Source organism: Streptomyces sp. NBC_00286 (genome assembly GCF_036173125.1).
Lineage (GTDB): Bacteria > Actinomycetota > Actinomycetes > Streptomycetales > Streptomycetaceae > Streptomyces.
Window position 1 is genome coordinate 9,269,447 of sequence record NZ_CP108054.1, and the last position, 24,905, is coordinate 9,294,351.

Genomic DNA, 24,905 nt, shown 5'->3' on the forward strand with positions numbered 1-24,905 from the left:
CCGCACCCCTGGCGTTCCGTGCACCCAGCCCTGCCCGCAGGGCCAGTGCGCGGCCCCCTTCGCGAAAGGACCCCAGCTCATGCGTGTGTTCATGAACGAACCGGTCGAGAGGATGGACCGGCCCTACGCCCGGCGCTGGTGGGCTCTGCTGGTGCTCTGTCTGAGCCTGCTGATGATCGTGATGGCCAACACCGCCCTCACGGTCGCGGCTCCCTCGATGACCCAGGACCTCGGCTTGTCCAGCACGGACCTGCAGTGGGTCATCGACGGCTACACCATCCCGTACGCCGCCCTGATGCTGCTGTTCGCGGCGATCGGCGACAAGTACAGCCGACGCGGCGCGCTCGTTCTCGGGCTCGTCCTGTTCGGCGTCGGAGCGATAGGGGGGTCACTCGTCGACAGCGCGACGGGGGTCATCGCGGCCCGTGCCGTGATGGGTGTGGGCGCGGCGCTCATCATGCCCGCCACGCTCTCCCTCGTCGCCGCGACCTTCCCGCGCGCCGAGCGGACCAAGGCGATCACCCTGTGGGCGGGCACCGCCGGTATCGCCATCGCCGCCGGACCACTGATCGCGGGCCTGCTGCTGGAGAGCTTCAGCTGGCAGTCCACCTTCCTGATCAACGTTCCCGTGATCGCCCTCGCCCTCGGCTGCGTCTTCGTCCTGGTACCTCCGTCCAAGGCCAAAAACGCGCCGCGGATCGACTACGTCGGCGGACTGCTCTCGGTGGTGTGGATCGCCGCGCTGGTCTTCACGCTCATCGAGGCCCCGCACGGCTGGGACGCCAAGGCGGTCACGGGTACGGCCGTCGCGGTGGTGGGGCTCGTGGCGTTCGTCCTCTGGGAGCTGCGCCACCCGCACCCCCTGCTCAACCTGCGCCATTTCGCGAACCGCGCGTTCACCGGCGCCAACATCGCCGTCGTACTGTTCTTCCTCGCGGTCTTCGGCGCCTTCTACTACGTCACCCAGCACCTCCAATTCGTGCTGGCCTACGACGCGTTGGAGACCGGCCTGCGCATGCTGCCACTCGCCGGCGCGGTCTTCGCCGGCTCCGTGCTGACCGGCTACCTCACTCCGCTGTTCGGCAGGAAGGCGATGATCGTCGTGGGCATGGTCGGCGGCACCGCGGCACTCGCGCTGCTCACCCAGGTCGACAAGTCGTCGTCGTACGGCGATTTCGTGGCGCCCCTCATCACGCTCGGGCTCGCGATGGGCCTGGCGCTCGCACCCTGCACGGACGCGATCATGGGCACGTTCCCGGAGGAGGAGCTGGGCGTGGGCAGCGCGGTCAACGACACCTCGACAGAGCTGGGCGGCGCGATCGGCATCGCCATCCTCGGTTCGCTGCTGTCGACCTCGTACGCGTCGGGTCTGTCGGACGCGACCGCGGGCAGCGAACTCCCGGCCGACGCGCTGAACCAGGCGCAGGACTCGGTGGCCGCCGGGTACGGGGTCGCCCAGGGGATCGGCGACCAGGCACGGCAACTTTCCGAGCAGGCGGCACAGGCGACCGACCCGCAGCAGGCCGCGCAGCTCAAGGAGCAGGCCGGCCAACTCGCCGACGGCGCCCACCAGATGGCGGAAGCCGTCAGCTCGTCCTTCGCCGACGCGGTGGCTCACACCAGCCTGGTGGGCGCGGCAATCCTGGGGGTTGGGGTGGTGTGCGTGGCAATCCTGCTCCCGGGCAAGGACCGGGCGGCGGACGTCACGGCGGAGCATGGGTCCGAGCCCGGGGGAGAGGTCAGGACCTCGGGCACCTTGGAGAAGGAGCCTGAGCTCACGCGTCCGAGTGCGTGATCCTTTCGGCAGCCGGGTTCGGCCGTCGAGAGCGCCTCGACTTCACTGAGACGCAGTCCGCTCCAACGCGTGGCTCCGCCGCGATGGGGGCCCCGCTCATGGGGCCCCCTCGAGCGAAGTCGAGCGTGGGGGAGAAGCCGAGAGCGGGGGAGCGGGCAGCCACAACGAACCCGCAGCTCACGAACCGCCCTCCTCGCGGAGCGCCTCCGCTTCCTCGGCCACCCGCTTGATCGTCGCCAACCGCCGGTCCCAGTCGGCCGCCATCGTGGCCATCCACCGCGCCGTCGCGTCCAGCGCCGCGGGCCGCACCACGTAGCGCATCTCGCGTCCGACCCGGCTCCCGGACACCAGCCCGGCGGCGTCCAGGACGGCGAGGTGTTTGACCACCGCCTGGCGGGAGACGGGGAGTTGGGCGGCGAGCGTCGTGGCGGTGGCCTTGCCCTGGGCCGCCAGCTGATCGAGCAGCTGACGCCGCGTCGGGTCGGCCAGCGCCGCGAGGACGCTGTCGACCGGCCCGACGGTGCCGCGAGACTCCTCGGTCATGCGGATGGCTGTTCGGCGCGCGTCTTGAGCGCGTCGAGCTCCAGGGGCCAACCCTCGCTGTGGTCCTTGAAGTTCTGGCTGCGCAGCTCCTCGGAGCCGGCCAGCGCCGCGAACCCGCTCTCCACCACGCGCAGCCGCGTCCCGTCGCCTTCCTGCGTCAACGTGAACTCGACGAGAGTGCTGTTGTCCTCGCGCAGCTCTTCGCCCGGGAACGCACTGGTCCAGCGGTACGCCAGATACGTAGGAGGCTGAACCTTCTCCACTCGCACCGGGAAGTCCCCGTGCTCGGCGTTCTTCGCGATCATCGACTCGCCTTCCCTGGCCACCGTGCCGGGCAGGCTCGCCTTGTCGGCCACCCAGAACCCGGGCTGGGCCACCAGCGTCCAGACCCGCTCCAGGGGTGCCGCGATCAGGGTTTCGCGCTCGATCCGGTCCTCGTTCATGGGGTGACTCCTCTGTCGTAGTCATGCATGGATGACATGCATCGGTGGCATTCACTGCCGCCTTTGATGCAACTCCAGGGTTGCACGTCACCCCATCGTGTGCAACCCCAGAGTTGCATTACGAGTCGCCGCTCACCGCCGACTCCGGCGGCATGTTGTACGGCGTCACGACCTGGATCGGCGACGGCAGCGCGGGGTCAGTGTCGGCAGGCAGAGCCCCCTGCGCCCGCATGATGACCCGGCACGCGCGGCGCATGTCCTGGCGCAGGTCGTGGTGGAGTACGGCGGACAACCGCCCGGCCCGCAGCAGCCGAGCGTTGTCGTGGTCCAGGTCATGCGCGATGAACACCTCGCACGGCCGCTTCAAGGCGTCGAACGCGTCGAGCGTGGCGACGTTCCCGCCCCCGATCGAGTAGACCGCCTTGATGTCGGGATCGTCCCGGAGCGCGGCCAGCACCAGGTCGTACTGGGTGGCGTCCAGGCCGTCGCTGTCCGTGACCTCGACCAGACGCCGTACGGGATGCCGGGCCCGTATCGCCGCGCGGAAACCCATCTCGCGTTCCTCCTCGCCCCGGAAGAACCCCCGGCTGACGGTGGTCAGCACATGACCTGGTCGGTCGCCCAGCCACTGACTCAGGAGGTACGCCGCGGTGGCGCCCGCCGCCCGGTTGTCGATGCCGACATAGGCGAGGCGCGAACTCGCGGGCAAGTCGGTCACCAAGGTCACGACCGGGATGCCCGCCGCCTCCAGCCGACTGACCGCTGCCGTGACCTCGGGGACGTCGGGAGCCTTCAGGATCACGCCCTGCGAACCGCGCCGGGCGATCCGGTCCAGCGTGCCGACCAGCTCCTCGACCGGACCCCGCTCGCGGAAGCGGAAACGAGAGCGCAGCACGGCAGGGTGCAGGGACGGCAGCTCGGCCTCCAGGGCGGCGCGTACGGCGGTCGTGAAGCGCTCAGGCGCCTGCATCACTATGTCGATCATGAAGGTACGGCCGACGAGCCGGACCTGGGTGCGCTGCCGGTCCAGGTCGGCTATCGCCCGGTGCACCTCCTGAGCGGTGCTCTCCCGCACGCCGCCCCGGCCGTTGAGGACCCGGTCGACCGTGGCTTCGCTCAGGCCCGCCTGACGTGCGATCTCCCGGAGGGGGAAGGGGTGGCCCATGCGCCGGCTCCTTGAGGGGTTTTTGATGGGTTCCTGCTGGTTGTTCGAGGGGTTTGTACTGACAAGAATGACAGCGCTCCACTGCTCCGTGCCCCGAAGGGACGACGATGACCGTCACCTCCGTACACCCCCGTCCCTGGCTGTCCGAGCAGGACTGCGACCTGGACTCCTTCCGCGCGCTCGTCGAGCAGGAGACCGACCCCACCGACTACCCGCAGGCCTCCGCCATCGTGCGCAACGTGCCTGTCTACGAAGCCGACCAGGCCGAAGCCGACCGCGAGTTCCAGGCCGAGCTGGTGCACGCGCTCGCCGAGGGCCCGGGCATCGTCGTCTTCCGGGGCGCCTTCGCGGACCCGGAGGTCCTCGACCGGGCCACCGCCGTCTTCGACGCCCTGATCGCCGAGCAGCGTGCCACGGGCGCCGCCGCGGGCGACCACTTCGCCAAGCCGGGCGCCAACGACCGGGTGTGGAACGCGCTGGAGAAGGCGGCCCTGTACGACGCGGAGGCGTTCGCCGACTACTACGCCAACGACGTCCTCGCCCTGGTGTCGCAGGCCTGGCTCGGCCCCGGCTACCAGGTCACCTCCCAGATCAACGTCGTCAACCCGGGCGGCGCCGCCCAGACCGTGCACCGCGACTACCACCTGGGCTTCCTCTCCAACGAGACCGCGGCCGCCTACCCGGCACACGTCCACCGCCTCTCACCCGTACTGACCCTCCAGGGCGCGGTCGCGCACTGCGACATGCCCGTCGAGTCCGGCCCGACGATGTACCTGCCGCACTCGCAGAAGTACGAGCCCGGCTACCTGGCCTGGCGACTGCCGGAATTCCAGGCCTACTTCGAGGCACGCCACGTCCAGCTCCCCCTCGCCAAGGGCGACGCGGTCTTCTTCAACCCCGCCCTGTTCCACGCCGCTGGGCACAACCGCTCGGCGGACATCCGCCGCATGGCCAACCTCCTCCAGGTCTCCTCGGCCTTCGGCCGGGCCATGGAGACCGTCGACCGCGAGGCCGTGGCGAACGCCGTCTATCCGGTGCTGCGGAAACGCAAGTCCGAGGGCATACGACAGGAATGGCTGGACACGGTGATCGCGGCCGGCGCCGAGGGCTACCCCTTCCCGACGAATCTGGACTCCGACCCGCCCGTCGACGGACTGGCCCCGCCCTCCCAGGCGGACCTCGTCCGGCGCGCCCTCCGCGAGGACTGGACCCCGGAACACCTGCGGGATGCACTGCGGGCCGCCACCGAGCGACGCGAGAGCTGAGGAACGAGACAGACCATGGGACTTCTTGAGGACAAGGTCGTCCTCGTCAACGGCGGCACCCAGGGCGTCGGCGCGGCAGTCGCCCGGGCCGCCGTCCGCGAGGGCGCGGCCGTCGCGGTCACGGGACGCCGCCCCGAACCCGGCGAGGCACTGGTCTCCGAACTGTCCGAAGCCGGGGCCAAGGCCATGTACGTACCGGCCGACCTCGCCGACGCGCAGCAGGCGCGGGGGAGTGTGGACCGGGTGATCGAGGCGTACGGCCGGGTCGACTGCCTGGTCAACTCCGCCGGGCTCACCTCCCGCGGAACACTGCTCGACACCACGCCCGAGCTGTTCGACGCGCACATCGCGATCAACCTCAAGGGCCCGTTCTTCGCCATGCAGGCCGCCGTCGCCGACATACTGGCGCGCAAGGCGCTCGGCACGATCGTCAACGTCATCACCTCGTCCGAGCACGGCGGACAGCCCTTCCCCGCCCCGTACGTCGCGGCCAAGGCCGGACTCGCTGGCCTGACGCTCCCCCACGCTCGGCTTCGCTCGCGCGGGGGGACCCCCATCGCCGCGCACGCCCACCGCTGGGACCGGATCCGGATCAACGGCCTCAACATCGGCTGGACCGCGACCGAGGGCGAGGACGCCACCCAGCGCACCTTCCACGACGCGGGCGACGACTGGCGCGAACAGGCCGCCGACCGGCTGCCGATGGGCAAGCTCGGCCAGCCCGATGAGATCGCCGACTTCGTCGTCTTTCTCCTCTCCGACCGCAGCGGTGTCGTCACCGGCTCGGTCATCGACTGGGACCAGAACGTCCTCGGCGGACTCGACTGAGCCGCGCGACAGATACGTACGGATCACCCCTGACACGTACGACGCACAAGGAAACAAAGGAGCCTCTGAACCATGCGTATCGGCATCCTCGGCCTCGGCCGCATCGGCGCGTTCCACGCCGAGACCCTGTCCCGGCTCGACGTGGTCGAGTCCCTCGTCGTCGCGGACCCGTTCGCGGATGCCGTCACGGCGGCCGTCGAGCGCTTCGGCGCCGAAGCGGTCGGCTCGCCGGAGGCGGTGCTGGCCGCCGGCGTGGACGGTGTGGTGATCGCCGCCGCCACCGACGCCCATCCCGGACTGATCCGGGCCGCCGTCGAGGCGGGAGTGCCGGTCTTCTGCGAGAAGCCCGTCGCCCGCGCGATGAAGGAGGGCGTCGATGTCCTGCACGCGGTGCGGGACAGCGGCGTCGAGATCCAGATCGGCTACAACCGGCGCTTCGACGCCGGCTTCGTGGCCGCCCGTACAGCCGTCCAGAGCGGCGAACTCGGCCCGCTGCACACCGTACGGTCCACCACCCTGGACCCGGCGCCGCCCCCGGCCGCGTACATCGCCGCCTCCGGAGGCATCTTCCGCGACTGCTCCGTGCACGACTTCGACATCATCCGCTGGGTGACCGGCCGCGAGGTCACCGAGGTGTACGCCGTCGGCGGCAACCGGGGCGCCGACTACATCAAGGAGGCCGGCGACGCCGACACCACCGGTGCGATCCTCACCCTGGACGACGGGACGATCGCGGTGGTCTCCAACTCCCGCCACAACGCCCGGGGTTACGACGTCCGCATGGAGATCCACGGCTTCCAGGACTCCATCGCGGTCGGCCTGGAGGACAAACTGCCGCTGCGCTCCGTGGAGCCCGGCGTCACTTTCCCCGCAGGGCAGCCGCACGACTTCTTCATGGACCGCTTCACCGACGCCTACCGCGCCGAACTCGACGCGTTCACCGAGGTCGTCGCCGGCCGGCGGACCTCGCCGTGCACGGTGGCGGACGCGCTGGAGGCGGGCTGGATCGCGGAGGCCTGCACGCTGTCGCTGCACGAGCACCGGCCGGTGACGATCGCCGAGGTTCGCGCTGGTTGAGACATCTCGTCCCTGCGAGTCACGTGTCCCGGGTGCCTTGGGCGCCCGGGACACGCGCGTGTGAACACCGCACCTCCGGCGTCCGTTTACGGCCGTCAGGTTGCTTTCAGAACACGGTCGAGCGCCGCCCGGCCCGCGGGTCCCCATGCCGGCTTGCCGCCAGGAAGGCCCCGATCTCCGTTCTGGCCCATGAGGATGAGGAAAAGGCACTTCATAGCGGCCAGCCCTCGGGCACGCCGGATCGTGGCCTCGTCCGTATGCCCGTACGCCTCGAAGAACCGTGAGGCCGCGCCCGCGGGAAGGAGCAGCCACGCGGCCGCGAGGTCCCACGCCGGATCGCCGGCGAATAGGCCGCCGAAATCGACCACGCCGGCGAGCGTCCCGTCCGAGACGACGACATTCGCGGGATGGAGGTCACCGTGCAGCCATAGCGGCGGGCCCTCCCACTGGGGCGCCGCAGCGGCATCGTTCCAGACGTCCCAGACGGCCCGTACGTCGGCGCCGAGGCCGCCGGGGGCAATGGCCTGCAAGAACTCCTCGAAGCCGCCCGTGCACTGCTTGGGGTGAGCGCCGCGGTCCGAACTGGCCGGCGCATCGGCGGGCGCCTCCACATGGAGCGCCCTGAGGAAGCCCGCCAGAGTGTCGGCCGCGTGCTCGCCGCGGCTGATCGAGGCGCAGTCGAGTGGCTCGCCGGGGACCCACGTCATCACGGTCCAGTGCTTGGGGAAGCGCTCGGACGGTTCGCCGAACCGCACCGGAGTCGGCACCGGGAGCGGCAGGCGCGGGGCCAGCACCGGTAGCCACCGCCGCTCCTTCAGCTGGAGCTCCGGGGTGGGGTCCATGCGCTGCATGCGGACGGCCAACTCGTCGCCGAGGCGCCACATTTGGTTGCCCCAGCCGCCCGCCACCTCGCGGATGGGCAGCCCCGCAAGGTCGGGATGCTGGTCCTTGAGAAGATCCCGTACCAGCTCTGCGGTGATCTCGATCTCGGAGTCGGTCATGCGAAGCCACAGTAGTGAGACACGATCAAGAATGAGAGCCGTTCACGTCCGACCGATCAAGGAGCGTCGACCATGCAGGAGTTACCCGACACCGCCGGCCCCCGGAGCGTGGTCGTCATCGGCGGGGGACCGAGCGGTCTGGTGGCCGCCCGTGAACTGGAGCGTGCCGGGCACCGGGTGACCGTTCTGGAGGAGCAGGACACGGTGGCCGGGAAGTGTCAGAGCGTTCACGTGGACGGGCGGGCGTACGACCTCGGCGGCCACATTTGCACCAGCCGGTACGCGCGGGTCGCCGAGTTGGTGACCGAGCTGGACGTGGAGACGGAGCCGACCACCCGCTACCGCGTGCTCGACGTCGCCGCACGCGCCGCGAGCCGCCAGTCCATGGCGTTCCTGGTCGACGGCGCCCTCCGTCGCTACCAGGCGCTGCGCGAGCGGGAGTTCCCGCGCATCGCCGAACCCGGGCTCGCCCACTCCGCGCGGGCGCTGGCCACTCCCGTCACCGAGTGGCTCGCCGAGCACGGCCTGCAGTCCATGGCCGAGTCGTTCGGCACCGGATACACGGCGGCCGGTTACGGCTATCTCGACGACGACATGCCTGCGCTGTACTTCGTGAAGTACGTGGAGATGACCGGGCTGTTGTCCGCGGACCGACCCGAACTGCTCGGTCATGCAGGGGACTTCACCGTCGTGGGCGGATTCGCCACGCTGTGGAGTCGGGTCGCCGACGAGTTGAAGGACGTACGGTGCGCTGTGCGCGTGGAGTCGGTCGAGCGGCACGCGGGCGGGGTGCGGGTCGAAACCGAGTCCGGTCCGGTGGAGGCGGACGACCTGGTGCTCGCCGTCGGCCTGGACCGGATCCTGCCGGTTCTGGACGCCACCGAGGAGGAGCGCGACCTCGCCGCGCGGATCCGCTGCAACGCCTACCACACCACCCTCGCCTCCGCGTCCGGGCTGCCGGAGAACGCCTTCTACTTCCTCGACCGGCACACCGCGAGCCGTGCGGCGAGGGGGCACTGCGTCTCGTACCACCACCGCTACCCGGGCAGCGATGTGCGTACGTTCTACTCGTACGGGCGCCCCGAGGACGTACCGGCGCTGCTGCGGGACGATGTCGCGGCGCTCGGCGGGCGGATGGGGGAGGTGCATCTGCGGCGGCAGTGGGCGTTCATGCCGCACTTCGGCAGCGACGACCTCGCCGGTGGCGTCCTGGACCGGCTTGACGCGCTGCAGGGGCGGGCCCGCACGTACTACGTCGGCGGTCTGCCCGCCTTCGAGCTGGTCGAGTGCGCTGTGGCCCACGCTCAGGACCTTGCCCGTCGGCGTTTCCCGGCTGTGGACGGGGGAGCGACTGTGCAGGAAGATCGGCCTGTCGCGATCGAGGAGGAACAGCAGGTATGAGCGAAACGGGCCGGGAACCACTGCGCATCGGCGTACTCGGGGCAGCACGGATCACCGAGCGTGCGCTCGTCGAACCGGCCCGGGCCGGCGGTCACCGGCTCGTCGCGGTGGCCGCGCGAGACCGTGGGCGGGCGGAGGGCTTTGCCGCGCGGCATGGCGTGGAGCGGGTGCACGACTCGTACGGCGATCTGCTGGCCGATCCCGAGGTCGAGGTTGTCTACAACCCGCTTGCCAACGGGCTGCATGGGCCGTGGAACCGGGCCGCCCTTGCCGCGGGCAAGCATGTGCTGACCGAGAAGCCGTCGGCGAGCAATGCCGAGGAGGCCGCCGAGGTGCGGGAGGCGGTCGCGAAGGCCGGAACCGTGTTCATGGAGGGCTTCCACTACCTCTTCCATCCGGTCACGCGGCGGCTGCATGAGCTGCTGGGCAGTGGTGAACTCGGGGAGTTGCGGCGGGTGGAGACGCTGGTTGCGATTCCCGCGCCGGACGACGGGGATCCGCGGTGGTCGTTGCCGCTTGCCGGTGGGGCCGTGATGGATCTGGGGTGCTACAGCTTGCATGCTGTGCGGATGTTGGCTCCGTGGGCGGGGGGTGTGCCTCGACTGGTGTCTGCGCGGGGTGAGGAGCGGGCTGGGGCGCCTGGGGTTGATGAGTGGATCGATGCCGAGTTGGAGTTTCCCGGTGGGGCCACCGGGGCGGCTCGGTGTCATATGGCTTATGGCGAGCTGGAGATGAGTTGCCGGGTTGTTGGCTCGCGGGGCGAGGCGTTCGCGCCGAACTTTGTGCTGCCGCACCAGGATGATCGGGTTGTGGTGCGTACGGGGGAGGGGGAGCGGGTGGAGCGGCTTGGGACGCGGTCGTCGTACGCGTATCAGCTGGACGCCTTCGCCGCACGTGTCCGGGGTGGAGGTGACCTTCCGCTGGATGCGGACGATGCGCTTGCGACTATGGCGCTGATCGATGAGTGCTACGCGGCTGCGGGCTTTCGCCCGCGGCCGCGTACCGCACTGTCGGCCTGACGTTGCGCCGACCGCCGTGGGGGCTGGGGTGGGTGGGCGCAGCCCGGCGCATCGGGGTGCCGCTGCGCCCACCCTCCCCCACTCTCGGCTCCGCTCGAGCGGGGGACCCCCATCGCCCCAGCGGCACGATTGCCCGCAGCTACGCGCGACTGCCGCGGTTACGCGCCGCACGACCTCAGGAACTTGCGGGTGCGGGTTGCGATCGGGAGTGGCTTGTCGGGCTCGCACGGGTACATGTCCTGTTCCACGATGGCGAACAGGTCTACGCCGAGGTTCTGGGCTGCTGTGAGTACCGGGCCCAACTCCGGTACCCCCGCAGGGGGTTCGCACATCACTCCGCGGGCCACCGCGGGGCCGAACGGGACCTCGTTCTTGACTACGTCGGCGAGGATGTCCGGATCCACCTGCTTGAGGTGGAGGTAGCCGATGCGCTCGCCGTACGTTTCGATCAGCTTGACGTTGTCGCCGCCGCAGTACGCGTAGTGGCCGGTGTCCAGGCAGAGGTTGACCAGGGCGCTGTCGGTGGAGTCGAGGAAGCGCTCGACGTGTTCCTCGGTGTCGATATGGGTGTCGGCGTGAGGGTGCACGACGATGTCGAGACCGAAGCGTTCCTTCACCTCGTGGCCGAGACGCTCCATGCCCTTGGTGAGGTTCGCCCACTGGCGGACGGTCAGCTCGGGCGGCTCGATCAGCTCGGCGGTCTTGTCGTCCCGCCAGAACGACGGGATGACCACCAGGTGCCCCGCGCCCATGGCCCGGGTCAGTTCGGCGACCTGGCTGACGTGCTCCCAGGTGGACTCCCAGACCTCGGGGCCGCGGTGCAGCGCGGTGAAGACCGTGCCGGCCGACACCTTGAGGTCGCGCTTGTTCACCTCGTCGGTGAGCTTCGCCGGGTCGGTCGGCAGGTAGCCGTACGGGCCGAGTTCGATCCAGGAGTAACCGGCCTCGGAGACCTCGTTCAGGAAGCGTTCCCAGGGCACCTGCAGGGGATCGTCGGGGAACCACACGCCCCATGAGTCGGGAGCCGAGCCGACGCGGATGCGGTCCAGGGGGTTGGTCACGATGCGGTTCCTTCGGACGTCACTACGGGGGCCTTGAGGTCCTGCTCCTCGGGGAGCTCTTCCACATCGACGCCGCGGACTTCCGACAACTCGTGCTTGAGCGCGGCGAGTTCGGCACCGCCTGCCATGTGGTTGGTGAGCTCTTCGAGGCTGACTTCGCTGCGGTCGGCGGACAGCTCCATGGTGCCCAGGCGCAGCACGCTGAAGTAGTCGCCGACCATGTAGGCGTGGTGCGGGTTGTGGGTGATGAAGATGACGCCGAGTCCGCGGTCGCGGGCGGCGGCGATGTACTTCAGCACCACGCCGGACTGCTTGACGCCGAGGGCGGCGGTCGGCTCGTCCAAGATGAGGACGCGGGCGCCGAAGTAGACGGCGCGGGCGATGGCCACGGACTGGCGCTGGCCGCCGGAGAGCGTGCCGATGGGCTGGTCGAGGTCGTCCAGGACGATGCCCATGGCGCGCAGTTCCTCGTCTGCGGTCTTCTTCATCCGGGCGATGTCGAGACGGCGGATCGGCCAGGGGCCGCTGGTCATCTCCGAGCCGAGGAAGAAGTTCCGCCAGACCGGCATCAGCGGTACGACGGCGAGGTCCTGGTAGACGGTGGCGATGCCCTTGTCGAGGGCCTCGCGCGGGGTGTTGAAGCGCACCGGTTCGCCGTCTACGAGGAACTCGCCCTCGGTGTGCTGGTGCAGCCCGGAGATGATTTTGATCAGCGTGGACTTGCCGGCGCCGTTGTCGCCGAGCACGCAGGTCACCCTGCCGGGGTGCACGGAGAGGGTCACGCCGTGCAGGGCGCGGATGTTGCCGTAGGACTTGCCCGCTCCGCGCAGTTCGACGATCGGCTTCTCGTCCGGGGGAGCGGCGTCCTTGACGAGGGCCCCGTTGGCCGTGGATCCGTTGCTTGTCATGGGATCAGATCACCTCCGGGTGGTCGCGTTGCGGACCCACAGATTGACGAGGGTGGCGCCGAGCAGCATCACGCCCAGGAAGGCCATGAACCAGTCGGGGTTCCAGTTGGCGTACACGATGCCCTGCTGCACCATGCCGAACATGAAGGCACCGAAGACCGGGCCGATCGCGGAGCCGTAGCCGCCGGTCAGCAGACAGCCGCCGATCACCGCCGCGGCGATGTAGATCAGCTCCTGGCCGACGCCCTCGCCGGACTGCACGGTGTTGAAGGAGAACAGCTGGTGCATACCGACGAACCAGGCGCCGAAGCCCACACCCATGAACAGCGCGATCTTCGTGAAGGTCACCGGCACACCGACCGCGCGGGCACTGAACTTGTTGCCGCCGACCGCGAAGGTCCAGTTGCCGAACTTGGTGCGCAGCAGCAGCCAGGTGGCGATCGCGGCGAAGATCAGCCAGTAGAAGACGGTTATCTTCACCCCTACGCCACCGATGGTGAAGGTCGAGGCGAACACCGACTTGGCCTGTTCGAAGCCGTCCATGTCGCTGATGTCGTTGGTCGCGACGTTCCCGGTGACCAGCTTGGTGACCGCGAGGTTCACGCCTTGCAGTATCAGGAAGGTGCCAAGGGTGATCAGGAAGCTCGGCAGGCCGGTCTTGATCAGCAGCCAGCCGTTGAAGGCGCCGATCGCCAGCGACACGATCAGGGCGACGACGACGCCCACCCAGACGTTCATCGTGAGCTGGTAGCTGACCATGCTCGCGGTGAGCGCCGAGGTGAGTACGGCGACACCGGCCGACAGGTCGAACTCGCCGCCGATCATCAGCAGGGCCACCGGCAGGGCCATCAGGCCGATGGTCGACGACTGGTAGAGGATCGTGGCCATGGAGCCGGCCTCGCGGACCGGCGGTGCCGCGATCAGGAAGAAGACGAAGACCGCGACGGCTCCGAGGAAGACGCCGACTTCGGGCCGGGCGAGCAGCCGCAGCCACATGGGGCGCTCGGAGGTCCGGCCGTCGGTTTCCTTCTTCGGGCCGGAGGCCGGCGGTGCGGACACCGCCGGCGCAGCCTGCTGGGTCATAGGAATCACCGAGTACCCTTCGCGGCGAACTTCGCTATGGCCTCGACGTTGGACTTGTCCACGAAGGCCGGGCCGGTGAGGACCGGGGCCTCGCCGCCGCCGCTGTAGTTGCCATTGTTCTTGTAGAGCCAGAGAGTGTCGATCGCGAGGTAGCCCTGCAGGTAGGGCTGCTGGTCGACGGCGAACTCGATGTCGCCCTTCTCGATGGCGCCGGTCAGTTCCTTGTTGAGGTCGAAGGTGGCGACCTTGGCTTCGCTGCCCGCCTCGCTCACCGACTGCACGGCCGTCATCGCGAATGGGGCGCCGAGCGTGACCACCTGGTCGATGGAGGTGTCCTGCTTGAGCTTGGCGGTGATGGTCGACTTCACGGACGGCATGTCGGTGCCGTTGACGTAGAGGTTCTCCGTCTTGCCCTTGAAGGTCTTCTTCACGCCCGCGCAGCGCGCCTCGAGCCCGACGTGTCCCTGTTCCTGGACCACGCAGACGGCGTTCTTGGCGCCGGACTGGTTGAGCCTGTTGCCGAGGGCCTCGCCGGCGATGCCCTCGTCCTGGCCGAAGTAGGACAGGATGCCCATGTCTTTCCAGTTGTCCACACCGGAGTTGAGGGCGACCACGGGTATGCCGGCCTTCTCCGCCTTGGACACCACGTCCTTCATGGCGTCCGGCTTGGCCAGCGTGACCGCGATGCCGTCGACCTTCTGGTCGATCGCGTTCTGGACGAGGTTGGCCTGCTCGGCCGCTTCGGGCTTGGCGGAGTAGATCAGCTTGATGTTGTCCTTGGCGGCGGCCGCCTCGGCGCCCTTGCGGACGATGTCCCAGAAGGTGTCGCCGGGGGCCTGGTGGGTGACCAGGGCGACGGTCATGCGGGGCGTGCTGGCCTTGCCCGCGGCGATGTTCTCGCCGCTCTCCTCGGCTTCCTTGCCTCCGGAGCTGCTGGAGCAGCCGGTGGCGATCAGTGCTGTCGCGGCGGCTGCGGCCACGAGTACGGGGAGTCTGCGGGAGCGGGGGCGAGACGTACGGTCCATCTTTCCGGCACCTCACTGTGCTGCGGGGAAATAGGGAGCGGGCGTGGAGGCGGGCCGGGCAAACGCCCGCACCCTGGGAGCCCGTGCGAAAGAACATACGCCGGGCCACATGCCGAGGAACTTTCGGCTGCACTTGTTGGGACGGGATGTAAGCCGCTGATGAGGCACCGTGTCAATACTTTGTTAAGACATCATTTCACGAGCACGTGAGAATGTCAGTACAAACTATTGACAGGGTCCCGTCGCGCGACTTACACCTGAGGCATCACCCAGAATGAGGAGCGACGCATGACCGAGTCATTCGACCTGATCACCATGGGCCGTATCGGCGTCGACCTCTATCCCCTCCAGACCGGCGTCCCCCTCACGGACGTCGACACCTTCGGGAAGTTCCTCGGCGGTTCGGCGGCGAACGTCGCGGTGGCCGCCGCGCGCCTGGGCCGCCGTACGGCGATCATCACCCGCACCGGGAACGACCCCTTCGGCGCGTATCTGCACCAGGCGCTGGGCGAGTTCGGGGTCGACGACCGCTGGGTCACCCCGGTCGAGGCCTACCCGACGCCCATCACTTTTTGCGAGATCTTTCCCCCCGACGACTTCCCGCTGTACTTCTACCGGCAGCCCAAGGCACCGGACCTGGAGATCCACAGCGACGAACTCGACTTCTTCGCCATCCGCGCGGCCAAGATCTTCTGGATCACCGGGACGGGCCTGAGTGAGGAGCCCAGCCGCTCGGCCACCCTCGCCGCCCTCAAGGCGCGCGACAAGGCGGGCACCACCATCTTCGACCTCGACTGGCGCCCCATGTTCTGGAAGAACCCCGACGAGGCCCGCCCGTACTACGCCGAGGCCCTGCGCCACGTCACGGTCGCCGTCGGCAACCTCGACGAGTGCGAGGTCGCCACGGGCGTCCGCGAACCGCACGCCTGCGCCGAGGCCCTGATTGAGGCCGGCGTGGAACTCGCGGTGGTCAAGCAGGGCCCCAAGGGTGTCCTAGCCGTCCACCGCGACGGAACGACCGCCGAGGTGCCGCCGGTGCCCGTCGAGGTGGTCAACGGACTCGGCGCGGGCGACGCCTTCGGCGGCTCCCTCTGCCACGGCCTGCTGGCCGGCTGGGAGCTGGAGAAGACCATGCGGTACGCCAACGCCGCCGGCGCCCTCGTAGCCTCCCGCCTCGCCTGCTCCTCCGCCATGCCCACCCCCACCGAGGTCGAGGAACTAGGGGACTTCTGATGGACCTCCGCGGCGTCACGACGCCCAGCACGCTCCCCCACTGCCTTAAGGGCGTGGGAGGTGCCCCCACTCGCTGCACCGGCCGAAAGCCCAAGTACGCCCGGTCCATCGACGGGGCCTTCCGGCCGGCACACCGAGAGCACGCACCGGACGCCGCTCCTTCTTCCACGGAGATCCACCAGAACCCCCCTATGCCTCCCGAGGCTGACCCCGACGCCCCCCTGAACGGAGCCAACCCTTGAGCCTCACCATCCCCGACCTCGTCAGTGTGCGCGCCCGGCACCCGGAGGCCATCGCCGAAGCAGCCGCCCGTCGCGGCCGCCGCCCGCTCATCGGCGACAGCGGGCGCCTCATGATCGTGGCCGCCGATCATCCCGCTCGCGGCGCCCTCGGTGTCGGCGACCGTCGCCTGGCCATGGCCAACCGGGCCGATCTGCTGGAGCGGCTGTGCATCGCGCTGGCCCGGCCCGGCGTGGACGGGGTGCTCGCCACCGCCGACATCCTGGAGGACCTGCTACTCCTCGGCGCCCTGGAGAACAAGGTCGTCATGGGCTCGATGAACCGCGGCGGGCTCGCCGGGGCGTCCTTCGAGATGGACGACCGCTTCACCGGACACCGTCCCGAGGACATCGCCCGGCTCAACTTCGACGCGGGCAAGCTGCTGGTGCGCATCGACTACGACGATCCCGGCTCGCTGACCACCCTGGAGTCCACCGCCCGGGCCATCGATGCCATGGCCGAGCGTCAACTCCCGCTGTTCGTCGAGCCGTTCATCTCCCGCCGGGTCGAGGGGAAGGTACGCAACGATCTGTCCGCCGAGGCCGTCACCCGCTCCATAGCGATCGCCTCGGGTCTCGGCGGCACCTCTGCCTACACCTGGCTGAAGCTGCCCGTCACCAGCGACCCGGACGACATGGCCGCCGCCCTGGAGACCTCGACCCTGCCGGTCGTACTGCTGGGCGGCGAGGTGGGCAAGGATCAGGAGGGCGCGTACGAGAGATGGCGCAAGGCGCTGCGGCTGCCCACCGTGCAGGGCATGGTCGTCGGCCGTTCCCTGCTCTACCCGGCCGAGGGCAGTGTGGAGACCGCCGTGGACACGGCGGTCGGGCTGCTGTGAGCCTGACCCGGAGGAACCCCGCGATGACCGGACCAGGAGGAGCCGACCGATGACCAACACGCACCACCTGCCCCTGGGGAAGGCCACCAGCGAGCAGTACGCCGTCGACGTCACCCCCGAGAGCGCCGGCTGGGGCTACTCCAGCCTGCGGGTGCTCGAACTGCCGCCCGGCGGCACGCACCACTTCACGGCGGGGGACAGCGAGTGGATCGTGCTGTCGCTCAGTGGCGGCTGCACCGTCGCCGTCACCGACGACTTCGGCGGCGAGACGTACGAACTGCACGGCCGCGACAGCGTGTTCAGCGGCCCCAGCGACTTCGTGTACGTCCCGCGCGACGCGACCGCGAGCCTCACCTCCCCGGCGGGCGGACGCTTCGCGCTCACCGGCGCCCGCTGCACCCGCCGCCTGCCCGCCCGCTACGAGCCCGCCTCCTCCGTCCCCGTCGAACTGCGCGGCAGCGGCAACTGCTCGCGCAAGGTCCACAACTTCGGCGCCGCCGGGGTCTTCGAGTGCGACAAGCTCATCGCCGTCGAGGTGATCACCCCCGGCGGCAACTGGTCCTCGTACCCGCCGCACAAGCACGATGTGAACCGGCCCGGCGAGGAGTCCGAGCTGGAGGAGATCTACTACTTCGAGTTCGCCGACCACGAGGGCACGCCCGGCCTCGGCTATCAGCGTGTCTCGCCGTCCGGTCACGGCCACGGCACGGACGTTCTGGCGGAGGTGCGCGGCGGCGACGTCGTACTGATCCCGGACGGCTGGCACGGTCCCTCCATGGCGGTGCCCGGGCACGACATGTACTACCTCAACGTCATGGCGGGTCCCGGCGCCGAGCGCGCCTGGCTGATCTGCGACCACCCCGACCACGCCTGGATCCGCGACACCTGGCCGAGCCAGCCCGTAGACCCCAGACTCACCCTCCCCCACTCTCGGCTTCGCTCGAGCGGGGGGACCCCCACCACTCCGTCTCAGTGAGGTAACCGATGAGCTCCACCCGCCGCCTGACCGTCGCTCAGGCGCTCGTGCGCTTCCTCGCCGCGCAGTACACCGAACGCGACGGCGTCCGGCACCGCCTCATCGCCGGCACCTGGGGGATCTTCGGGCACGGCAACGTCGCCGGGATCGGCCAGGCGCTGCTTGAGGCCCAAGAGGAGACGATGCCGTTCCACCAGGGCCGCAACGAGCAGTCCATGGTGCACGCGGCGGTCGGCTACGCCCGCCAACTCAACCGGCTCTCCGCACAGGCCGTGACCACCTCCATCGGGCCCGGCGCCACGAACCTGGTCACCGGCGCGGCCCTCGCCACCGTCAACCGGCTCCCGGTACTGCTGCTGCCCGGCGACTACTTCGCCACCCGCACCGCCGACCCGCTGCTCCAGCAGCTCGAGCACCCCGTTTCGGCGGACGTGTCCGTCAACGACACCCTCCGCCCGGTCTCCCGCTACTTCGACCGGATCCACCGCCCCGAGGCCCTGATCCCCTCCGCCCTGAACGCCATGCGCGTACTCGCCGACCCCGTCGAGACCGGCGCCGTCACCCTCGCCCTGCCGCAGGACGTGCAGGCCGAGGCGTACGACTGGCCCGAGGAGTTCTTCGCCGACCGCGTCTGGCAGGTGCGCCGCCCCGCGCCCGAACCGGCCGAACTCGCCGAAGCCGTGCACGCGATCCGGGCCGCCGAACGGCCGCTGATCGTCGCGGGCGGCGGCGTCCACCACAGCGAGGCCGAGGACGCGCTGAAGGCGCTGGTGGACGCCACCGGCATCCCCGTCGCCTCCACCCAGGCAGGCAAGGGCTCGCTGCGCCACGACCACCCCGCTGACCTCGGCGGCATCGGCCACACCGGCACCGCGGTCTGCGACGACATCGCGCGCACCGCCGACCTGGTCATCGGCGTCGGCACCCGCTACACCGACTTCACCACCGCTTCCGTCACGCTCTTCCAGAACCCCGACGTCCGCTTCCTCAACCTCAACGTCACCGCCTTCGACGCCCACAAGCTCGCCGCCCGCACCCTGGTCGCCGACGCCCGCGCGGGGCTCGACGCACTCACCGAGGCGCTGTCCGAGCACCGTGTGGACGCGGCGTACGAGGCCGAGTACCGCGCGGGCAAGGAGCGTTGGGAGCAGGTCGTGGACGCCGTCTACCGGGCGGACGACGAGAACCAGGTTCCCACCCAGACGCAGGTGCTCGGCGCCCTGGACTCCGTGGTCGGCGACGACGACGTGGTCATCAACGCGGCCGGTTCGCTCCCCGGCGACCTGCACAAGCTGTGGCGGGCCCGTTCCCCGCGCCAGTACCACCTGGAGTACGGCTACTCCTGCATGGGCTACGAGATCCCGGCCGGCATCGGCGTACAGCAGGCGGCCCCCGGCACGCCCGTGTGGTCCCTGGTCGGTGACGGTACGTACCTGATGATGCCGACCGAGATCGTCACCGCCGTCCAGGAGGGCCTGCCCGTCAACCTGGTCCTCATCCAGAACCACGGCTACGCCTCCATCGGCGGCCTCTCCGAGGAGACCGGCGGTGAGCGGTTCGGCACCGCCTACCGCTACCGGGCGGCCGACGGCACGTTCAGCGGCGCACCCCTGCCCGTGGACCTCGCCGCCAACGCGGCCAGCCTCGGCATGGACGTGCTGCGCGCCAAGACCGTCCGCGAACTGCGCGACGCGCTGGCCACCGCCCGCGCCTCGGACCGCCCGACCTGCGTGTACGTCGAGACGGACCCGACGCCCACCGCGCCCGCGGCCCAGGCATGGTGGGACGTACCGGTCGCGGAGGTCGCCTCCCGCGAGGCCGCGCTCCGGGCCCGCGAGAATTACGACCAGCACGCGCAGGGACGCCGCCGGCACCTCTGACCCCCATCCCGAACCCCGCCCGACCCCCCCCCGCTCAGGAAAAGGACCCGCACGTCATGAAGACCATCACCCACTGGATCGGGGGCAAGCCCGTCGAGGGCACCTCCGGCCGCTTCGGCCCCGTTTACGACCCCGCCACCGGCGCCCAGGACACGCAGGTCGCGTTCGCCACCACGGACGAGGTCGACGCCGCCGTCGCCGCCGCCAAGGCCGCGTTCGAGAGCTGGGGCGCCGCCTCGCTCGCCAAGCGCACCGCCGTGCTGTTCAAGTACCGCGAGCTGCTGGACGCGCGCCGCGACGAGATCGCCGCGCTGATCACCGCCGAGCACGGCAAGGTGCACTCCGACGCGCTCGGCGAGGTCGCCCGCGGCATGGAGATCGTCGAACTCGCCTGCTCCATCCCGCAGTTGCTCAAGGGCGAGCTGTCCACGCAGGTCTCCACCCGGGTGGACGTGGCGTCCATCCGCCAGCCGCTCGGTGTCGTCGCGGGCATCACGCCGTTCAACTTCCCGGCCATGGTGCCGATGTGGATGTTCCCCGTCGCCATCGCCTGCGGCAACACCTTCGTGCTCAAGCCCAGCGAGAAGGACCCCTCCGCCTCCTACCGGCTGGCGGAACTGGCCTCCGAGGCGGGCCTGCCCGACGGCGTACTGAACGTCGTGCAGGGCGACAAGGTCGCCGTGGACCGCCTCCTGGAGCACCCGGACATCGCCGCCGTGTCCTTCGTCGGCTCCACGCCGATCGCCAAGTACATCCAGATGAAGGGCATCGAGCACGGCAAGCGCGTCCAGGCCCTCGGCGGCGCCAAGAACCACATGCTCGTGCTGCCCGACGCCGACCTGGACTTCGCCGCCGACCAGGCCATCAACGCCGCGTACGGCTCGGCCGGCGAGCGCTGCATGGCGGTGTCGGTCGTCGTCGCGGTCGGTGACACCGGTGACGAACTGGTCGGCAAGATCGCCGAGCGGGCCAAGGGACTGAAGATCGGCCCCGGCACCGACCCCGCCTCCGAGATGGGCCCGCTGATCACGCGCGAGCACCGCGACAAGGTGGCCTCGTACGTCTCCGGTGCGGCGGCGCAGGGTGCCGAGGTCGTCGTCGACGGCACCGGCTACTCCGTCGAGGGCCACGAGGACGGCTTCTTCCTCGGTGTCTCGCTGCTCGACAAGGTGCCGGTGACGGCCGACGCGTACCAGGACGAGATCTTCGGCCCGGTGCTGTGCGTGGTGCGTGCCGACACCTACGACGACGCCATGAAGCTGATCAACGGCTCCCGTTGGGGCAACGGCACCGCGATCTTCACCCGCGACGGCGGCGCCGCCCGCCGCTTCCAGCTCGAGGTCCAGGCGGGCATGGTCGGCGTCAACGTGCCGATCCCGGTGCCCGTCGGCTACCACTCCTTCGGCGGCTGGAAGGACTCCCTGTTCGGCGACCACCACATCTACGGCAACGACGGCATCGCCTTCTACACCCAGGGCAAGGTGATCACCACCCGCTGGCCCGACCCGGCCGACAGCGGCGGCATCAACCTCGGCTTCCCCAGCCACTCCTGACGGCTCTCGAGCACCGACGACGCGAAGGGAGGGGGTTCCGGTGGCGAAGAAGGGCCGGGCCACTCGTGCCAGGACCGCCTCCCCGGTCGACGACCTCGAGATCTCGCTGGACCGGGGCAGTCCGATCCCGCTCTACTACCAGTTCGCCCAGCACCTGGAGTCCGCGATCGAGCACGGCACGCTCGCGCCCGGCGATCTCCTGGGCAACGAGATGGAGATCGCCGCGCGGCTCGGCCTGTCCCGGCCCACTGTCCGCCAGGCCATGCAGTCCCTGGTGGACAAGGGCCTGCTGGTGCGCCGCCGCGGAGTCGGCACCCAGGTCGTCCACAGCCAGGTCAAACGCCCGCTGGAGCTGAGCAGCCTGTACGACGACCTGGACTCGGCCGGGCAGAGCCCCGCCACCAAGGTCCTGCGCAACGAGGTCCGGCCCGCCCCGGCGGACGTCGCCGCCGCTCTCGGCCTCCCCGAGGGAGACGACGTCACGGTCCTCGAACGGCTGCGCCTGACCCACGGCGAACCCGTGGCGTACCTGTGCAACTACCTGCCCGCCAAGCTCCTGGACCTCGACACCGCCCGCCTTGAGGCGACCGGCCTCTACCGGATGATGCGGGCCGCCGGGATCACCCTGCACAGCGCCCGCCAGAGCGTCGGCGCCCGCTGTGCCACCGCCAAGGAGGGCGAACTGCTCGACGATCAGGAGGGCGCCGCGCTGCTCACCATGCGGCGCACGGCATACGACGACACCGGGCGGGCGGTCGAGTACGGCACCCACGTGTACCGCGCCGCCCGCTACGCCTTCGAGTTCCAGCTCCTCATGCGTGCCTGAGCTGCCCACTTCCGTAGGCCCGGCGGCCCGCGCGGCGGTACGTTGGGGCCATACCGGACCCGTGAGGCGGCAGCCGTACGGAGCACCGGCCGGGGGTGTACCGATCCAGACCACTCTCGGGGACGGAGAGGGTCACGGTGGTGACGAGCGAGGACAGCGGAGTCAAGGGCCGGCGGTTCGACGTCGCGGACGCCGCGCCGGTGCTGCTGGACGCCACCGCGGTGGTGACCGGCTGGAGCGGCGACGCCCAGCGGCTGTACGGATACCCGGCGCCCGAAGTCCTCGGCCGCGCCGCCGCCGACCTGCTGATGCCCGAGGACGCCGCGCGCCTTCCGCACCTCATCGAGCGGTGCGAGCGGGACGGCGGCTGGGCCGGCCCCCTGTCGGTACGCCACCGGGACGGGCACCCGGTCGCCACGATGGTGCGCGTCGTCCCCACCCTGGCCTCGGACGGCCCGGCGCGCTGGATGGTGCTGGCCTCCGACATGACCGGCGCCGCGGGCTGGGACATGAGCCGTACGGTCCTGGAACGGCTGGCCACCCGCTCGCCCATCGGCATCGCCATCGTGGACACGGATCTGCGGTACGTGTGGTCGAACACAGCCATGCAGCAGTTCGGCGGCGGACCCGCGCACGAACGGCTCGGCAAGCGCCTTGTCGACATCCAGCCGGGCCTCGAGACCGAGGCGCTGGAAGCCGTGATGCGTCAGGTGCTGCACACCGGTGTGCCGATCGTCGACCACGAACACGTGGGCCGCGTACGGTCCGCGCCGCACCGGGAGTCCGCGCACGCGATGTCGTTCACCCGGCTCGAGGACGACCACGGCAACCCGATCGGCGTGTACTACACGGTGGTCGACGTCACCGAGCGCTACCGGGCCCGTCGCCGGCTCACCCTGCTCGACCAGGCGGGCGAGCGCATCGGCCGCACGCTCGACGTACGCCGCACCGCCCAGGAACTCGCCGACGTGGCCGTGCCAGGACTGGCCGACTTCGTCACCGTAGACCTCCTGGAGCCCGTCCTCGAAGGCGGCGAGCCGCCGTCCGGGCCGCTGGACGAGACCGACGGGGTGCCGCTGCGGCGGGCCGCCCACCAGTCCGTCAACGAAGGCGTCCCGGAGGCCGTCGTCGAGATCGGGCAGGCCGCCCGGTACCGGCCCGGAGCACCCCCGATCCACTGTCTGGCCAGCGGCAGATCCTGGCACCAGGATCGGCTCGACCCGCTGGCCAAGGAGTGGGCCACCGACATCCCCGGAGGCCGGGCCGCCTCTTTCCTCGAACTGGGACTGCACAGCGTGATGATCGTGCCGATCCGGGCGCGGGGCACCACGCTGGGGATCACCACGTTCTTCCGAAGACAGTGGCAGGACCCCTTCGAGGCGGACGACCTGAGCCTCGCCGAGGAGTGCGTCGCCCGCGCGGCCCTGAGCCTCGACAACGCCCGCCGTTATACGCGCGAACGCGACGCCGCTCTCGTACTGCAGCGCAATCTGCTGCCGCACCGGCTTCCCGAGCAGGACGCCATGGAGGTCGCCGCCTCGTACCGGCCCGCCGACGAGCTGACCGGGCTCGGCGGCGACTGGTACGACGTCATTCCGCTGTCGGGCGCCCGCCTCGCCCTGGTGGTAGGGGAGGTGGCGGGAGGCGGCATCGAGGCCGCCGCGGCCATGGGCCGGCTGCGCACCGCCGTCCAGACGCTCGCCGACCTGGACCTGCGCCCCGAGGAGGTGCTGGCGCACCTCGACGACGTGGTCGTCCAGGCCGCGCACCAGGACGACACCGAGGTGGACCCGCGGGGCGGCGGCGTGCATGCGGTGGGCGCCAGTTGTACGTACGCGGTCTACGACCCGGTCGCCGGCCAGTGCTCCATCGCCGCCGCAGGGGAGAGCGCGCCCGCGATCGTGGCACCGGACGGCACCGTCGACTTCCTCGACCTGCCGAACGGACCTCTGCTCGGCGTGGGCGGCACCCCCTTCGAGGCGGTCGAACTGCCGCTCCCGGAAGACAGCGTGCTCGCTCTGCACACCAACGGCCTGCTCGCGGACGTCGGCCTCGACCCGGACGAGGAGGCCGCCGCGGGCCGGGAGCGGCTGCGCCGTGCGCTGGAGCGGCCGGAGCCCCTGCTCGACGACCGGTGCAAGGCCGTCATCGACGCCCTCGTCGCGGCGCGCCCGCCGGACGACGTGGCGCTGCTGATGGCCCGCGCCCGCCGCCTCGACCCGAAGCGCCTCGTGTCCTGGGACCTGCCCTCCGACCCCGCGATCGTCGCCGACGTCCGCAGACGGACTGTGCAGCAGCTGACCGAGTGGGAGCTGGACGAGCTGGCCTTCACCACCGAACTCGTCGTCAGCGAACTGGTCACCAACGCCATCCGGTACGCCTCCGCACCGATCCGGCTGCGTCTGATCCTCACCGGCGCCGCGCTGATCTGCGAGGTCTGGGACGGCAGCGCCACCGCCCCGCATCTGCGCCATCCCAAGACGACCGACGAGGGCGGCCGGGGACTGTTCCTGATCTCCCAGTTCACCCAGCGCTGGGGCTCCCGCCACACCCGGGACGGCAAGATCATCTGGACCGAGCAGTCCCTCACAGGGCCCGCCGTGTAACGGCCGGGCCGCTCTTCCGCGCGCGCGTCGGCGGGGCCCTGGCTAGCGTGAAAGTCGGAGCAGGTACCCGCAGCGACCTTCAAGGACGAGGAGTCGGAAC

At 70.3% G+C, this 24,905-nt stretch carries 21 protein-coding genes; 13 read left to right on the plus strand and 8 right to left on the minus strand.

What is annotated here, in order from left to right:
• Positions 1 to 79 precede the first annotated feature (79 nt).
• Positions 80 to 1,795, plus strand: a complete 1,716-nt coding sequence (locus tag OHT21_RS41785; protein ID WP_328773448.1) for an MFS transporter — start codon at positions 80 to 82, stop codon at positions 1,793 to 1,795.
• A gap of 177 nt (positions 1,796 to 1,972) precedes the next feature.
• On the opposite strand, the gene OHT21_RS41790 is transcribed toward OHT21_RS41785, so the two are convergent.
• The 3 genes from OHT21_RS41790 to OHT21_RS41800 all read right to left on the minus strand — a co-directional run bounded on the left by OHT21_RS41790 (position 1,973) and on the right by OHT21_RS41800 (position 3,946).
• Positions 1,973 to 2,338 (minus strand): ArsR/SmtB family transcription factor, encoded by a 366-nt coding sequence (locus OHT21_RS41790; protein ID WP_328773449.1) that lies wholly within the window; start codon positions 2,336 to 2,338, stop codon positions 1,973 to 1,975.
• Positions 2,335 to 2,781: an SRPBCC domain-containing protein gene (locus tag OHT21_RS41795; protein WP_328773450.1), complete on the minus strand. Its 447-nt coding sequence runs from the start codon at positions 2,779 to 2,781 to the stop codon at positions 2,335 to 2,337. The genes OHT21_RS41790 and OHT21_RS41795 overlap by 4 nt, the downstream gene beginning before the upstream one ends.
• A 118-nt stretch (positions 2,782 to 2,899) precedes the next feature.
• Positions 2,900 to 3,946: a LacI family DNA-binding transcriptional regulator gene (locus OHT21_RS41800; RefSeq protein ID WP_328773451.1), complete on the minus strand. Its 1,047-nt coding sequence runs from the start codon at positions 3,944 to 3,946 to the stop codon at positions 2,900 to 2,902.
• Positions 3,947 to 4,053: 107 nt separating this feature from the next.
• Between OHT21_RS41800 and OHT21_RS41805 the strand changes: the two genes are divergently transcribed.
• The 3 genes from OHT21_RS41805 (at position 4,054) to OHT21_RS41815 (ending at position 7,116) form a co-directional block, all read left to right on the plus strand.
• The gene (locus OHT21_RS41805; RefSeq protein WP_328773452.1) at positions 4,054 to 5,211 is read left to right on the plus strand and encodes a phytanoyl-CoA dioxygenase family protein; all 1,158 of its coding nucleotides are present in this window, start codon (positions 4,054 to 4,056) and stop codon (positions 5,209 to 5,211) included.
• A gap of 15 nt (positions 5,212 to 5,226) precedes the next feature.
• The gene (locus tag OHT21_RS41810; RefSeq protein ID WP_328773453.1) at positions 5,227 to 6,039 is read left to right on the plus strand and encodes an SDR family oxidoreductase; all 813 of its coding nucleotides are present in this window, start codon (positions 5,227 to 5,229) and stop codon (positions 6,037 to 6,039) included.
• Positions 6,040 to 6,111: 72 nt separating this feature from the next.
• Positions 6,112 to 7,116, plus strand: coding sequence for a Gfo/Idh/MocA family protein (locus OHT21_RS41815; RefSeq protein ID WP_328773454.1), 1,005 nt, complete (start codon positions 6,112 to 6,114; stop codon positions 7,114 to 7,116).
• 95 nt (positions 7,117 to 7,211) lie between these two features.
• Here OHT21_RS41815 and OHT21_RS41820 read toward each other — a convergent pair whose 3' ends face one another.
• Positions 7,212 to 8,117, minus strand: coding sequence for an aminoglycoside phosphotransferase family protein (locus tag OHT21_RS41820; protein ID WP_328773455.1), 906 nt, complete (start codon positions 8,115 to 8,117; stop codon positions 7,212 to 7,214).
• A 72-nt stretch (positions 8,118 to 8,189) separates the two neighbouring features.
• Between OHT21_RS41820 and OHT21_RS41825 the strand changes: the two genes are divergently transcribed.
• Positions 8,190 to 9,518 (plus strand): protoporphyrinogen/coproporphyrinogen oxidase, encoded by a 1,329-nt coding sequence (locus OHT21_RS41825; protein WP_328773456.1) that lies wholly within the window; start codon positions 8,190 to 8,192, stop codon positions 9,516 to 9,518.
• Positions 9,515 to 10,537 carry a Gfo/Idh/MocA family protein gene (locus OHT21_RS41830; RefSeq protein WP_328773457.1) on the plus strand — a complete coding sequence of 341 codons (1,023 nt, stop codon included), beginning with the start codon at positions 9,515 to 9,517 and terminating at the stop codon, positions 10,535 to 10,537. The genes OHT21_RS41825 and OHT21_RS41830 overlap by 4 nt, the downstream gene beginning before the upstream one ends.
• Before the next feature lie 158 nt (positions 10,538 to 10,695).
• Here OHT21_RS41830 and OHT21_RS41835 read toward each other — a convergent pair whose 3' ends face one another.
• The 4 genes from OHT21_RS41835 to OHT21_RS41850 are packed head-to-tail and all read right to left on the minus strand — an operon-like array spanning position 10,696 to position 14,614.
• Entirely contained in the window at positions 10,696 to 11,598 is a 903-nt protein-coding gene (locus OHT21_RS41835; RefSeq protein ID WP_328773458.1) for a sugar phosphate isomerase/epimerase family protein, read from the minus strand.
• Positions 11,595 to 12,506 (minus strand): ATP-binding cassette domain-containing protein, encoded by a 912-nt coding sequence (locus OHT21_RS41840; protein ID WP_328773459.1) that lies wholly within the window; start codon positions 12,504 to 12,506, stop codon positions 11,595 to 11,597. The genes OHT21_RS41835 and OHT21_RS41840 overlap by 4 nt, the downstream gene beginning before the upstream one ends.
• Positions 12,507 to 12,515: 9 nt before the next feature.
• Positions 12,516 to 13,595 (minus strand): ABC transporter permease, encoded by a 1,080-nt coding sequence (locus OHT21_RS41845; protein ID WP_328774427.1) that lies wholly within the window; start codon positions 13,593 to 13,595, stop codon positions 12,516 to 12,518.
• On the minus strand, positions 13,595 to 14,614 hold the full coding sequence (locus tag OHT21_RS41850) for a sugar ABC transporter substrate-binding protein (RefSeq protein ID WP_328773460.1): 1,020 nt from the start codon (positions 14,612 to 14,614) through the stop codon (positions 13,595 to 13,597). Before OHT21_RS41850 ends, OHT21_RS41845 begins: the two co-directional genes overlap by 1 nt.
• Before the next feature lie 288 nt (positions 14,615 to 14,902).
• Between OHT21_RS41850 and iolC the strand changes: the two genes are divergently transcribed.
• The 7 genes from iolC to OHT21_RS41885 all read left to right on the plus strand — a co-directional run bounded on the left by iolC (position 14,903) and on the right by OHT21_RS41885 (position 24,805).
• Entirely contained in the window at positions 14,903 to 15,847 is a 945-nt protein-coding gene (iolC, locus tag OHT21_RS41855) for a 5-dehydro-2-deoxygluconokinase (RefSeq protein ID WP_328773461.1), read from the plus strand.
• A gap of 238 nt (positions 15,848 to 16,085) precedes the next feature.
• The gene (locus tag OHT21_RS41860) at positions 16,086 to 16,964 is read left to right on the plus strand and encodes a Cgl0159 family (beta/alpha)8-fold protein (RefSeq protein ID WP_328773462.1); all 879 of its coding nucleotides are present in this window, start codon (positions 16,086 to 16,088) and stop codon (positions 16,962 to 16,964) included.
• Between the two features lie 49 nt (positions 16,965 to 17,013).
• Positions 17,014 to 17,940, plus strand: a complete 927-nt coding sequence (iolB, locus tag OHT21_RS41865) for a 5-deoxy-glucuronate isomerase (protein WP_328773463.1) — start codon at positions 17,014 to 17,016, stop codon at positions 17,938 to 17,940.
• A gap of 8 nt (positions 17,941 to 17,948) precedes the next feature.
• A complete protein-coding gene (iolD, locus tag OHT21_RS41870) occupies positions 17,949 to 19,820 on the plus strand; it encodes a 3D-(3,5/4)-trihydroxycyclohexane-1,2-dione acylhydrolase (decyclizing) (RefSeq protein ID WP_328773464.1) in 1,872 nt (623 codons plus the stop codon).
• A gap of 56 nt (positions 19,821 to 19,876) precedes the next feature.
• Positions 19,877 to 21,373 (plus strand): CoA-acylating methylmalonate-semialdehyde dehydrogenase, encoded by a 1,497-nt coding sequence (locus OHT21_RS41875; RefSeq protein WP_328773465.1) that lies wholly within the window; start codon positions 19,877 to 19,879, stop codon positions 21,371 to 21,373.
• A 40-nt stretch (positions 21,374 to 21,413) separates the two neighbouring features.
• On the plus strand, positions 21,414 to 22,199 hold the full coding sequence (locus OHT21_RS41880) for a GntR family transcriptional regulator (protein WP_328773466.1): 786 nt from the start codon (positions 21,414 to 21,416) through the stop codon (positions 22,197 to 22,199).
• Between the two features lie 137 nt (positions 22,200 to 22,336).
• Positions 22,337 to 24,805 carry a SpoIIE family protein phosphatase gene (locus OHT21_RS41885; RefSeq protein WP_328773467.1) on the plus strand — a complete coding sequence of 823 codons (2,469 nt, stop codon included), beginning with the start codon at positions 22,337 to 22,339 and terminating at the stop codon, positions 24,803 to 24,805.
• The last annotated feature ends 100 nt before the right edge of the window (positions 24,806 to 24,905 follow it).

Coding starts and splice junctions, on each gene's coding strand:
- OHT21_RS41800 (WP_328773451.1), bottom strand. CDS start 3,946: ATGGGCCACCCCTTCCCCCTCCGGGAGATCGCACGTCAGGCGGGCCTG.
- OHT21_RS41875 (WP_328773465.1), top strand. CDS start 19,877: ATGAAGACCATCACCCACTGGATCGGGGGCAAGCCCGTCGAGGGCACC.
- OHT21_RS41830 (WP_328773457.1), top strand. CDS start 9,515: ATGAGCGAAACGGGCCGGGAACCACTGCGCATCGGCGTACTCGGGGCA.
- OHT21_RS41785 (WP_328773448.1), top strand. CDS start 80: ATGCGTGTGTTCATGAACGAACCGGTCGAGAGGATGGACCGGCCCTAC.
- OHT21_RS41820 (WP_328773455.1), bottom strand. CDS start 8,117: ATGACCGACTCCGAGATCGAGATCACCGCAGAGCTGGTACGGGATCTT.
- OHT21_RS41790 (WP_328773449.1), bottom strand. CDS start 2,338: ATGACCGAGGAGTCTCGCGGCACCGTCGGGCCGGTCGACAGCGTCCTC.
- OHT21_RS41825 (WP_328773456.1), top strand. CDS start 8,190: ATGCAGGAGTTACCCGACACCGCCGGCCCCCGGAGCGTGGTCGTCATC.
- OHT21_RS41795 (WP_328773450.1), bottom strand. CDS start 2,781: ATGAACGAGGACCGGATCGAGCGCGAAACCCTGATCGCGGCACCCCTG.
- iolD (WP_328773464.1), top strand. CDS start 17,949: ATGAGCTCCACCCGCCGCCTGACCGTCGCTCAGGCGCTCGTGCGCTTC.
- OHT21_RS41815 (WP_328773454.1), top strand. CDS start 6,112: ATGCGTATCGGCATCCTCGGCCTCGGCCGCATCGGCGCGTTCCACGCC.
- iolB (WP_328773463.1), top strand. CDS start 17,014: ATGACCAACACGCACCACCTGCCCCTGGGGAAGGCCACCAGCGAGCAG.
- OHT21_RS41810 (WP_328773453.1), top strand. CDS start 5,227: ATGGGACTTCTTGAGGACAAGGTCGTCCTCGTCAACGGCGGCACCCAG.
- OHT21_RS41840 (WP_328773459.1), bottom strand. CDS start 12,506: ATGACAAGCAACGGATCCACGGCCAACGGGGCCCTCGTCAAGGACGCC.
- OHT21_RS41805 (WP_328773452.1), top strand. CDS start 4,054: ATGACCGTCACCTCCGTACACCCCCGTCCCTGGCTGTCCGAGCAGGAC.
- iolC (WP_328773461.1), top strand. CDS start 14,903: ATGACCGAGTCATTCGACCTGATCACCATGGGCCGTATCGGCGTCGAC.
- OHT21_RS41850 (WP_328773460.1), bottom strand. CDS start 14,614: ATGGACCGTACGTCTCGCCCCCGCTCCCGCAGACTCCCCGTACTCGTG.